This is a genomic window from Methanolobus psychrotolerans (assembly GCF_002243045.1).
GTDB lineage: Archaea > Halobacteriota > Methanosarcinia > Methanosarcinales > Methanosarcinaceae > Methanolobus > Methanolobus psychrotolerans.
In genome coordinates this window covers 73,580-84,453 of the sequence record NZ_MBKP01000001.1, presented here as the reverse complement: position 1 = coordinate 84,453, position 10,874 = coordinate 73,580, and the positions used below count along the sequence as shown (strand labels likewise).

Annotated in this window: 14 protein-coding genes and 1 tRNA gene; all 15 read left to right on the top strand. The window is 43.1% G+C overall.

The window, feature by feature from the left end:
* Nucleotides 1-473: 473 nt before the first annotated feature.
* The 15 genes from serA (at nucleotide 474) to BB781_RS00280 (ending at nucleotide 10,870) form a co-directional block, all read left to right on the top strand.
* A complete protein-coding gene (serA, locus tag BB781_RS00350; RefSeq protein ID WP_094226512.1) occupies nucleotides 474-2,045 on the top strand; it encodes a phosphoglycerate dehydrogenase in 1,572 nt (523 codons plus the stop codon).
* 90 nt (nucleotides 2,046-2,135) lie between these two features.
* The gene (locus tag BB781_RS00345) at nucleotides 2,136-2,576 is read left to right on the top strand and encodes a hypothetical protein (RefSeq protein ID WP_242492481.1); all 441 of its coding nucleotides are present in this window, start codon (nucleotides 2,136-2,138) and stop codon (nucleotides 2,574-2,576) included.
* Nucleotides 2,573-3,052, top strand: a complete 480-nt coding sequence (locus BB781_RS00340; protein ID WP_242492480.1) for a DUF2240 family protein — start codon at nucleotides 2,573-2,575, stop codon at nucleotides 3,050-3,052. Before BB781_RS00345 ends, BB781_RS00340 begins: the two co-directional genes overlap by 4 nt.
* 134 nt (nucleotides 3,053-3,186) lie before the next feature.
* Nucleotides 3,187-3,567: a 50S ribosomal protein L18e gene (locus BB781_RS00335; RefSeq protein WP_094226509.1), complete on the top strand. Its 381-nt coding sequence runs from the start codon at nucleotides 3,187-3,189 to the stop codon at nucleotides 3,565-3,567.
* Between the two features lie 9 nt (nucleotides 3,568-3,576).
* Nucleotides 3,577-3,996: a 50S ribosomal protein L13 gene (gene rplM / locus BB781_RS00330; protein ID WP_094226508.1), complete on the top strand. Its 420-nt coding sequence runs from the start codon at nucleotides 3,577-3,579 to the stop codon at nucleotides 3,994-3,996.
* A 17-nt stretch (nucleotides 3,997-4,013) separates the two neighbouring features.
* Nucleotides 4,014-4,418, top strand: coding sequence for a 30S ribosomal protein S9 (locus tag BB781_RS00325; protein WP_094226507.1), 405 nt, complete (start codon nucleotides 4,014-4,016; stop codon nucleotides 4,416-4,418).
* A gap of 10 nt (nucleotides 4,419-4,428) precedes the next feature.
* Nucleotides 4,429-4,617, top strand: a complete 189-nt coding sequence (locus tag BB781_RS00320; RefSeq protein WP_094226506.1) for a DNA-directed RNA polymerase subunit N — start codon at nucleotides 4,429-4,431, stop codon at nucleotides 4,615-4,617.
* Nucleotides 4,617-4,715, top strand: a tRNA-Pro gene (locus BB781_RS00315). The genes BB781_RS00320 and BB781_RS00315 overlap by 1 nt, the downstream gene beginning before the upstream one ends.
* 196 nt (nucleotides 4,716-4,911) lie before the next feature.
* Nucleotides 4,912-5,100: a DNA-directed RNA polymerase subunit K gene (locus tag BB781_RS00310; RefSeq protein ID WP_094226505.1), complete on the top strand. Its 189-nt coding sequence runs from the start codon at nucleotides 4,912-4,914 to the stop codon at nucleotides 5,098-5,100.
* 8 nt (nucleotides 5,101-5,108) lie between these two features.
* On the top strand, nucleotides 5,109-5,768 hold the full coding sequence (gene rpsB / locus BB781_RS00305; RefSeq protein ID WP_094226504.1) for a 30S ribosomal protein S2: 660 nt from the start codon (nucleotides 5,109-5,111) through the stop codon (nucleotides 5,766-5,768).
* 70 nt (nucleotides 5,769-5,838) lie between these two features.
* The gene (locus BB781_RS00300) at nucleotides 5,839-6,636 is read left to right on the top strand and encodes an MEMO1 family protein (protein ID WP_094226503.1); all 798 of its coding nucleotides are present in this window, start codon (nucleotides 5,839-5,841) and stop codon (nucleotides 6,634-6,636) included.
* Between the two features lie 18 nt (nucleotides 6,637-6,654).
* Nucleotides 6,655-7,572 (top strand): mevalonate kinase, encoded by a 918-nt coding sequence (locus BB781_RS00295; protein WP_094226502.1) that lies wholly within the window; start codon nucleotides 6,655-6,657, stop codon nucleotides 7,570-7,572.
* Nucleotides 7,565-8,344: an isopentenyl phosphate kinase gene (locus BB781_RS00290; RefSeq protein ID WP_094226501.1), complete on the top strand. Its 780-nt coding sequence runs from the start codon at nucleotides 7,565-7,567 to the stop codon at nucleotides 8,342-8,344. The genes BB781_RS00295 and BB781_RS00290 overlap by 8 nt, the downstream gene beginning before the upstream one ends.
* A gap of 8 nt (nucleotides 8,345-8,352) precedes the next feature.
* Entirely contained in the window at nucleotides 8,353-9,462 is a 1,110-nt protein-coding gene (gene fni / locus BB781_RS00285; protein ID WP_094226500.1) for a type 2 isopentenyl-diphosphate Delta-isomerase, read from the top strand.
* Nucleotides 9,463-9,523: 61 nt separating this feature from the next.
* Nucleotides 9,524-10,870: an RNase J family beta-CASP ribonuclease gene (locus BB781_RS00280; protein WP_094226499.1), complete on the top strand. Its 1,347-nt coding sequence runs from the start codon at nucleotides 9,524-9,526 to the stop codon at nucleotides 10,868-10,870.
* Nucleotides 10,871-10,874 lie beyond the last annotated feature (4 nt).

Genomic DNA, 10,874 nt, shown 5'->3' with positions numbered 1-10,874 from the left:
GGAATTTTGTTGAAAATAAGATGTCTGCTAAGTAGATATCTACGATCCAGAATGCAAGACCAAATGATATAGAAACCATTAGTATTTTTACGTCTTTTCTCATATACAACCCTGCACTATGATAAAAAACCTCTTTTGGCAGTATAAAATGCCTGAATCTATTTTACTGGTATTTAAGGTCAATATTGTGTATTTTATATATATGTTCCTATCTTTTGTGGTGAAGGGGGGCAAAGGAACGTGCAATCATACCGTGCAATTGGTTTAATAATAGTATACACTTAAGTTTTTAAAGAGGCAAGTATATGTAAAATGGCGCGTTTTCAAAATAGGTTAAAATAGGTTGAAAAGAACTAGGGAAGCACAGGACAAGATGCAGACAAATATAAAAGATATTATTGCATTAGTTCTTAACCATATTAACTAAAAATGCGCAATTACTTATATTGCACTTATCTGCGGAGACATATAAAATGAAAGTACTAGTCAGTGATCCATTATCAGAACAGGGATTAATAATACTTCAGCAGCATTTCACAGTTGACGTCCTTACCGGACTTTCAGAAGAGGAACTCGTTGAGAAGATACCGGAATATGACGCGCTTGTGATCCGAAGTGGAACCCAGGTTACGAGAAAGGTCATAGAGGCAGCCGACAGGATGAAAATAATCGGCAGGGCAGGAGTTGGCATTGATAATGTAGATGTAGAGGCAGCTACAGAAAAGGGAATTATAGTTGTCAATGCGCCCGAAGGAAATATGCTCTCCGCTGCAGAACATACTATTGCAATGATGATGGCTCTTGCAAGGAACGTAGCACAGGCAAATGAGTCACTCAAATCCAAAAAATGGGAACGTAATAAGTTCATGGGTGTTGAGGTTAATGGCAAGACCTTGGGCGTTATCGGGCTGGGGCGCATTGGTGCTGAAGTTGCAAAAAGGGCCCAGGGACTTAACATGGATATTCTGGCATACGATCCTTTTGTCTCAGAGGAGAGAGCAAAGGAGATGGGCGTAAAAATGATGTCCGTGCAGGAAATAGTAAGACTGGCTGACTTCATCACTGTCCATACGCCACTTACAAAAGAGACCAGGAACATAATAGATGCTGAAGAGTTCGCTTTGATGAAAAGCAATGCAAGGATCATCAATTGTGCGCGTGGCGGCATAATCAATGAAGAAGCACTTGCAGATGCGCTGAACAGTAAAAAAATAGCAGGTGCTGCAATTGATGTTTTTGTTAATGAGCCTCCATTTGAAAGCCCTCTTCTTGAATGTAAGAACCTTATAGCTACACCGCACCTTGGTGCTTCCACCGAGGAAGCGCAGATAAATGTAGCTGTGTCTGTTGCAGAAGAGGTAGTTTCTGTACTTAAGGGCGGAACTGCAAAAAGTGCTATAAATATACCATCTGTCAAACCTGAAGTCATGACCATGCTTGCACCATACATCCAGCTTGCTGAAACAATGAGCAACGCATGTGCACAGCTTCTTGGTAAGAACTATAAAAAGATAGAGATCTCATATAACGGAGATATTGCAGAGAAGGACACCCGGCCGGTTACTGTCGCCGCCGTGAAAGGAATGCTTCAGGTTGCACTTGGTTCAGCTGTCAACTACGTAAACGCAGGATCCCTTGCTAAATCAAGACAGGTAGAAGTTGTTGAAAGCAAGTCAGAGACAACGGAAGAGTTCAGCTCAACGATTAAAGTTGAAATAACAATCAATGGAGAGGAAGCATCTATTGTAGGTACGGTCATTGGCGGTAAAGGAAAGATCATCAAGATCAATGGGGAACATGTTGATATGGTACCTTCCGGATATATGATAGTTGCAAAACATATTAACAAACCTAATGTGATAGGTCCATGCTGCATAATACTTGGAAAGAACAATATTAACATATCTGGTATGCAGGTAGGAAGAGCTGAAATAGGTGGAACTACTATAATGGCCCTTAACGTGGATTCAGAAGTTCCTGAACCTATACTGAAAGAGATGAGGGCGGTTGAAGGAATTATCGATGCCAAGCTCATCAAACTTTAATTAAAGTGAACAAAAAAGTGTGTTAACATAAAGGATGGTAGCAGTTTAATGATGCGAAAGCGTATATATCATCGATTTCCGCACAGGACTGTGGAGTTTGAACAAAAATACCGCTACCATTCGGACCTTCCTTTTTTTGTGAAAGTGATGGCTAACATGGATGGGAAATTCGGTATGTTTGTGACAGAATCCGTCACTCAAAGAGGACATCGGATACAGGCAAAAAGGGAGATAGCTATTGAAGTCGTTTCCAATGGTATTGATTTTTCCCCTCTTAACTACGATACTGTAGATGAAGTGCTGGATACTCTTGAGAAAGAAGGGATAATAGATTTCAGGGTCCATTTAAGGTACAGTTACCTTGACGGGAAGTATAACCGTGTCCCGTTCAGAGGGGATATCTATCTTTTGAGGGCTATCTTTGAAAATGAATTACTGGTACTCCAGATCAATCATATAGACGGTCCGAAGCGAACAGAATGCGGCAGGGTTGCGGATACAATTATTGATGAGCTTCGCAGAGGGTCATGATGGATGAATTGATGCTTGTAGCTGCAACCCCTTTCAAAAGAAATAATAAGAATACACTTTCTATCAAGGACTTTGAATTCGTTCTCTCTTTTGATCTTAAGTGGATGGCACCTGACCTTGCATCAAAGGTAAGGGATAAGGCTATAGGCGCACGCCTGCTGAAGTTCAGTGGTGCAGAACTAGTCCTGAATTTTGATATCAGTAAGATAGAGATACCTCATGGTTTCAAGCCGTCGGAGTCTCTCTTTAAAGAGAGATCTGTAATTGAGGATATAATAGCCCTTATAGTTGCAAATTGCGGAAAGAATGCAAGGGATACAACTGCACTGATCAATAAAAAGCAAGAACAATTTGAAGATCTTGTGGATATTGAAGTAGCAGGTTTGCTGACTGCAAAAGAACTGGGTTGCGATATAGACGCAATATACGACAAGGTGTACAGTAAGGTATTCAGCAAAGATGATAAACCCACATAATCTTTATGTACTATTAATGTTATGTGAACACCAGTCTGATTGTACAGACTCTCATGTTCTTACTTAATTGACACCATACGGATGTTCGAACGCATATAATGCGTGAGTGAGACATACTCTTGCGGAGGAACATTATGAGCAAGACTACACAAGTAAAAATAGAACGAAAGACAAACCCTCGCACTCCTGTGCTTATATCAGCACTGAAGGAAGGGTCACGTCAGAATGAAGTCGCTATCTGGAGAGATGTGGCAAAGAGGTTGGAAAAACCTGGAAATAATTACGCACAGGTAAACCTCAGTAAGATCAACAGGTATGCAAAGGATGGAGAAACTGTCCTTATTGCAGGAAAGGTACTGGGTTCCGGATTGCTCGATAAGGCAATCACTGTTGCAGCATTCAATTTCAGTTTGACTGCAGTTGAAAAGATCACAAGTCTTGGTGGCCAATGCCTGACAATCGAACAGATATTGGAAGAGAATCCCAAGGGGTCTGGAATAAAGATCTTACAGTAGGTGAAGAAGATGACAGTTATCGATGCAGAAGGACTCATTCTGGGCAGGCTTTCAAGCACTGTGGCAAAGAAGTTGCTTGCTGGTGAAAAGATTGATATCATCAATGCGGAAAAGGCAATTATCTCCGGTTCAAAATACACTACATTGAGGGAATATGATGAAACTCTGAGGAGAGGTAAACCCGAGTTTGGGCCATACTTCCCAAAAAGATCGGACCGTATCCTTAAAAGAACTATCAGGGGAATGCTCCCGTACAAACGTGCAAGAGGAAGAGACGCAATGTCCCGCCTGAAGGTTTACGTTGGTGTTCCAATGGAATTCAAAGACAAAGAATTTGTAAAGATCGTTGACGCAAACATGGACCGCCTGAGTTCAAACAAATACCTCAAACTTGGCGATGTAAGCAAGAAACTGGGTGCTAAGTTCTAAGAAGGAGGAAGATTATAATGTCCATTAAAGTTATAACCTCATCAGGTAAGAAGAAAACAGCTATTGCACGTGCAACAGTGAAGAAGGGAACCGGAAAAGTGCGCATAAACAAAAAGCCGCTGGAAATATACGAACCGGAATTTGCAAAACTGAAGATCGTTGAGGCAGTTATGCTTGTAGGCGACGTTGCGGAAGGCCTTGACATAGATGTTGTTGTCAGTGGTGGCGGGATCATTGGCCAGGCAAGTGCAGCAAGAACTGCAATTGCAAGAGGTATTGTAGACTGGACCAACGACACAAACCTCAGGGATGCATATATGGAATATGACCGTAACCTCCTGGTAAATGACTCCAGACAGAAAGAAACCAAGAAGTTTGGTGGACCAGGTGCACGTGCCAAATATCAGAAATCATACAGGTAGGCAATAGAATATGTTACCAGTTCGATGTTTCAGCTGTGGAAAAGTAGTCTCAAATTGCTGGGAAGAATACAAACAGCGGGTAAAGGAAGGGGAAGACCCTGCAACGGTACTCGATGACCTTGGAGTCACTCGTTATTGTTGCCGTAGGATGATCCTTTCACATGTCGAGCTAGTAGATATGCTTGCTCCGTACCAGTAGGGACCGTAGGGTAGCCTGGACCATCCTTCGGCGTTCGGGACATATGAATATGTTATGCGAAACACGCCGGAACCTGAGTTCAAATCTCAGCGGTCCCATGCCCCTGACCGGGCATGGCTGGCCAGGAAATATTTACGACCACATTCGGAGGGATTCCGAATAAATTTATTTATCATGGTTATCATTGACCGCATTAATGGCTATTCATACAGGAAAACTTTTTGGAAGCAATAGGGGTAGCTATAGATAAATGTGCTATTGATATTTTCAATATGATTTTGATCAGGTGATCTATTGACTACAGAACACTATACCAGGTATGAAAAGGCAAGAATCGTTGGTGCAAGGGCACTGCAGATATCAATGGGGGCTCCAGTGCTGATCGATGATCCAAGCATGAGCTCATTATATCTTGCTAAGAGAGAATTCGAACTCGGGGTCACCCCGATTACTGTTAAACGAAAGACTAACAATATTATTTAGGTGATTTTATGGATTCAACAGAGGAAATTAGAATTAATGACGTTAACATAGCAAATGAAACGATAGGGGAATTAGAGGAGGAAGCAAAAACAACATCTCTCGTTCCAATAGATGAATACCTTGCAGCAGGGGTTCACATCGGCACACAGCAAAAGACAGAGAACATGATGAAATTCGTGTACCGTGTCAGGACAGACGGTCTTTATGTGCTTGATATACAGGCAACCGATGAGAGGATAAAGCTTGCAGCAGCATTCCTTGCAAATTATGATCCAAGAAGGATCCTTGTAGTTTCTGCAAGACAGTACGGCCAATTCCCGGCAAAGATGTTCGCAAAAGCTATCGGTGCAAGATCAATGGTTGGAAGGTTCATCCCCGGAATTCTCACAAACCCTAAGATCGAGACATTCTATGAACCTGATGTAATTATTGTTACTGACCCTACCGGCGATGCACAGGTTATTAAGGAATCCATCAATATCGGTGTACCCGTTGTTGCACTCTGTGACACAAATAACATGACATCAAACGTAGACCTTGTGATCCCAACCAATAATAAAGGAAGAAAAGCATTGTCCCTTGTTTACTGGTTACTCGCAAGAGAGATCTCAAAGGCCAACGATTCAATGTTCAATTACGAACTTGAAGACTTTGAAACCGGTGTCTGAACTGACAGCTTTGTGTGAAGCATACTACATATATTAAAAACCCTTATTATAACATGGGGTGATCAGTAGTATGAGACAGACAACCGTTGCCGGTCAGTTCTATCCGCTAAACTCTAAAAGTCTTAAGAAGGAACTTAGCAGGTGCTTTAAGGATGTGGCAATTTCAGAAAAGCCACTCCTTGGTGCTGTCGTACCTCATGCCGGATACATCTATTCAGGGGAGGTCGCAGCACATGCATATGCCCGGTTACCAAGGGCAGATACCTATATATTGTTTGGACCCAACCATACAGGTTATGGATCTGCTGTGGCAATGTCTCAGGATACGTGGGCAACTCCTCTGGGAGTTGTTGAGACTGACAGGGAAATCGGAAAGCTGCTTGCTGGTACTATCATAGACTTTGACGAGCTTGCACATCATTTTGAGCATTCCATTGAAGTGCAGATACCTTTTTTGCAGCACATGTTTGGCAGTGATTTCAAGATACTTCCTATATGCATGGGACTTCAGGATGAAGAAACAGCAATGGAAGTAGGAAAGGAACTTGCAAGGGCAGTTAAAGCTTCAGGAAAGAAGGTAGTGTTCATCGCATCAAGCGATTTCACTCACTATCGACCTGCCGACATTGCAAGTGATAATGACCATTATCTCATCGAGCCGATAATCGAAATGGACATTCCCGAGTTCTACAGGCGCAGGGAAGAACGAAACATATCCGCATGCGGATTTGGACCGATTGCAGCAATGCTATCAGCTACAATGGAGTTTGGTGCTAAGAAAGTATCACTGCTAAAATATGCAACCAGCGGAGATATAACCGGAGACATGTCAGGAGTTGTTGGATATGCAGCAATTACTGTGGAATAATTAGTATAAGGGCATTCTATGATTACGTGTTCTGCACCTGGAAAAGTTTACCTGTTTGGTGAACATGCAGTAGTTTACGGTGAGAGTGCCATCTGCTGTGCAGTGGAACTTCGGACAAAGGTCCATGTGCAAAAGAACAAGGACGTAGTTATAGAATCTACTCTTGGCACCACAGGACTGGATTTCGAAATACACCCATATGTATCCCATGTGATCAAAAAGATGAGACAGTTTGCGGATATAGAAGGTGTGAAGATACAGATAGAATCCGAACTTCCCGTAGGTTCCGGGCTTGGCTCATCTGCTGCAGTTACCGTTGCAAGTATTCAGGCATTGAACCACCTTTATGGGTGTGGTCTTTCCCTTGAAGATATTGCAAAAACCGGACATGAGATTGAAAAAATTGTACAGGGAAATGCAAGTCAGACAGACACATATGTGAGCACCATGGGCGGTGTTGTGATGATACCGCAAAGAAAGAAGCTCCAGCTTCTTAAATGCCCGATCGTCATAGGCAACACAAATAAGTTCTCCTCAACAAAGGAGCTTGTAGGAAATGTTGCAAAGCTTCGCAGCGAATTCCCTTCTGTGATAGGACCTATACTTTCCAATATAGGACAGATGTCCATGATCGCAGAGGATTTTGTTAATGAAGGCGATTACAGAATGATTGGAATGCTCATGAATGTCAATCAGGGACTTCTTGATGCTATTGGCGTTGGAAGTGCAGAGCTTTCCTCTCTTGTATATGCAGCACGCGGCAGTGGTGCCATAAGTGCCAAGATAACAGGTGCCGGTGGTGGGGGATGCATGGTCGCACTTGCAGAAGATAACAACACATTGGCAATTGCCAGGGCCATTGAGGATGCAGGCGGAGAAGCCATCATTACGAAGAATACACAAGAAGGTGTACGACTGGAGTCATTAGATGGATAAGAATAATATCACCATCCTGAAAATAGGTGGCAGTGTCATCACCGACAAGAGTGCGGATGACGGTGCTGCAAGAGTTAGTAAGATAGAACGTATTGCCGGTGAAATTTCCGGTTTTGAAGGAAAGCTTATCATTGTTCATGGGGCGGGGTCATTCGGTCATCCCCAGGTCAAACGGTTCGGACTGACAGGAAAGTTCGACCACATCGGATCAATAATAACACACATGTCCGTAAGGGAACTCAACACAATGGTTGTTGAAGCCCTGAACTTTGCAGGAGTGAATGCATTACCAGTGCACCCGATGGCCTGTGTGGTATCCAAGAACGGGCGAATCAAGAGCATGTTCACAGAACAAATTGGAGAAATGCTTGCAAATGGTTTTGTTCCTGTATTACATGGGGACATGGTAATGGATAGTGAACTTGGAACTTCCGTCCTTTCCGGTGACCAGATCGTCCCATATCTGGCAATACAGATGAAAGCATCAAGGATCGGAATTGGAAGTGCTGAAGAAGGTGTGCTTAACAATAAAGGTGAAGTGATACCTTCTATCAGTAACAGTAACTTCGACCAAATAAAAGAGTACCTTGGCGGGTCATCCAATACTGATGTAACGGGTGGCATGCTGGGAAAAGTACTTGAGCTTTTAAAACTTAGTGAGCAATCAAATAGCACTTCTTATATATTCAATGCCGGCAATGCAGGAAACATATCTGATTTCCTGAAAGGAAAGAATATAGGCACCGCAATCTCCGGTGACAGAACAATATAGATAAAGGTATTACTATGAGTACTTCCAGGAGAAAGATAGAGCATCTTGAACTGTGCACCACAAGCCCGGTAGAATCCAGGAAAACTGGATCAGGATTTAGTGAGGTAATGCTGGTACATAGGGCCTTGCCAGAAATGAACATGGATGACATAGATCTTTCTGTACGTTTTCTGGAAAATAATCTGGATGCACCTTTTATGATAGCATCAATTACTGGTGGACACCCGGATACAACATCCGTCAATGCAGCACTGGGAGAAGCTGCGAATGAGCTTGGGATTGGAATTGGAGTCGGAAGCCAGAGAGCTGCTATTGAAGATCCTTCACAGGAAGAATCTTTCCGTGTTGTAAGGGATAAGGCACCAAATGCTTTTGTCTACGGAAATATTGGTGCTGCGCAGATAAAAGAATATGGCGTTGAAGGTGTAGAGAGGATCATTGAAATGATCGATGCCGATGCCATTGCAGTTCACCTGAACTTCCTGCAGGAAGCAATACAACCGGAAGGGGACAGAGACGCTTCCGGAGTACTGGAAGTTATTAAAGAGATATGTTCCCTTGCCATACCGGTGATAATCAAAGAAACCGGTGCAGGAATATCTCATGAAGATGCATTCATTCTAAAAGAAGCAGGAGTCTCTGCCATAGATGTAGGTGGCGTGGGAGGTACCAGCTGGTCTGGCGTGGAAGTATATCGGGCCAGAGAAAGAAAGGATACAAACTCAGAAATGCTTGGGGAATTATTCTGGGATTTCGGCATACCAACTGTACCCAGTATAGTGGAATGCAGTGTATCCCTGCCTGTTATCGCAACAGGGGGACTAAGGACCGGACTGGATATTGCAAAATCCATCGCTCTTGGAGCCTCGGTTGCAAGTGCTGCACTTCCTTTTGTCGGGCCTGCAATGAAAGGGAAAGACGAAGTTGTAAGCAGCATTCAACACATGCTGAATGAACTTAAGGTGGCAATGTTCCTTTGCGGCTGCAAGGACACGAATGATCTGCATCTGGCACCTGCCGTGATAAGTGGCTGGACAAGAGAATATCTTGAATTGCGTGGCTTTAATGTAAAAGATCTTGCCCTCCGTTCAAAGAATAGTGAGTTCCAGCGGGTTTAACATTCATCAATCATAGGGAATATATAAATAAAATAGTTTTAATAATTAGAGAGCAATACATATGACTGAAATAGGAATCATTGCAGTTGGCGGCTATAACGAAATGGGCCGCAACATGACTGCTATAAGGATCGATGATGACATTATCATCGTTGATATGGGCCTTCGCCTGGACAGAGTTCAGATACACGAGGACGTAGAGATCGACAAGATGCACTCACTTGAACTTATTGAGATGGGAGCTATCCCCGATGACACTATCATGAAAGAGGTAAACGGTAATGTGCGCGCAATTGTCTGTACACACGGTCATCTTGACCATATTGGTGCAATACCAAAGCTTGCACACAGATACACAGCCCCGATTATAGGAACTCCTTATACTACCGCCCTGATTAAACATCAGATAGAGTCTGAGAGAAAGTTCGGAGTAAAGAACAACATTGTATCCATGAATGCCGGCGAACATATGGAGATCACAAAAGAGATATCCATTGAATTTGTCAATGCCCAGCACAGCATTATTGATACCATTTTCCTTGTAATCCATACTAACAGTGGTGCTATTGTCTATGCCTGTGACTTCAAGCTTGACAGGACGCCTACACTTGGTGAAGCTCCTGATTTCAACAGGCTTAAACAGCTTGGTGAAGAAGGGGTCATCGCACTTATCACAGAAAGCACAAATTCAGGACGCAATGGAAAGGCTCCATCTGAAATGATAGCTCACTCAATGCTAAGGGATGTCCTTCTTGGAACGGAAGAATCAGATGTCGGAATGATAGTAACAACCTTTGCATCACATGTGGCCCGTGTAAACTCTATTGTAAAATTTGCAGAAGAAATGGGAAGGATCCCCATACTCATGGGAAGTTCCATGGAGAGATATATTGCAACTGCCCACCAGATGGGATACATTGAGCTTCCTGAAAAAGTAGAGATATATGGAAACCGCAGGGAAATAGACAAGGCACTTGCAAAAATAATGGAAGTTGGGAAGGACAAGTACCTGCCAGTTGTCACGGGTCATCAGGGAGAACCGGGTGCAGTACTTGGAAGGATCGCGAACGGAGATACGCCTTACAAAATAGAGAAAGGAGACAGGATAATCTTCTCAGCCAATGTCATACCAAGTCCTATGACGCAGGCAAACCGCTATGCACTTGAGACTAAATTGAAGATGCGTGGCGCCAGGATATATGACAACGTCCATGTTTCAGGACATGCATATCGTGAAGACCACTGGGAACTTCTCAGGATGCTTAAACCCGAACATGTGATACCTGCACATGGGACCATTCAGATGCACAGCGAGTACATACAGATGGCAGAAGATGCGGGATATATTTTGGGAGATACCCTCCATCTTCTGAGAAACGGGGAAGAGCTCTACATTGAAGAAGAGTGATTGA